We start from the raw sequence: 425 nt of genomic DNA on the forward strand, positions 1-425 counted from the left end.
GGCGCTGGAGCGGGCGAGCGCGACGGCGCAGTTCGACCTGACCCTGGATACCTATGAAAGCGGTGACGCGCTGAGCGCGTCGCTGATCTACGCGACCAGCCTGTTCGAACCGTCGACGGTGGAGCGCCTGGCGGCACACTGGCGCAACCTGCTGGAGGCGATCTGTCGCGAGCCGGCGCGTCGTGTTGGCGAGTTGCCGCTATTGCATCGTTCCGAGCGGGACCTGCTGCTGGCGCGCTGGGACCAGACCGGTGAGGACTATCCGAGCCGGCCGTTCGTCCACCAGTTGGTCGCGGAGCAGGCGCGTCGAGCGCCGGAGGCGATTGCGGTGCTGTTCGGCGAGCAGCGGCTGAGCTATGGCGAACTCGACAGCCAGGCCAATCGCCGGGTCCAGCGCCTGGTGGAACTGGGCGTGGGTCCGGAGG

The 425-nt window shown here is 68.9% G+C and carries 1 protein-coding gene; it reads left to right on the forward strand.

Annotated features, from left to right (window positions below):
* Window positions 1–425, forward strand: a 425-nt coding sequence (locus tag KSP9073_RS17315) for a condensation domain-containing protein (RefSeq protein ID WP_207771518.1), incomplete at both ends; no start/stop codon positions are given.

It is taken from the genome of Kushneria phyllosphaerae, from assembly GCF_900312995.1.
Lineage (GTDB): Bacteria > Pseudomonadota > Gammaproteobacteria > Pseudomonadales > Halomonadaceae > Kushneria > Kushneria phyllosphaerae.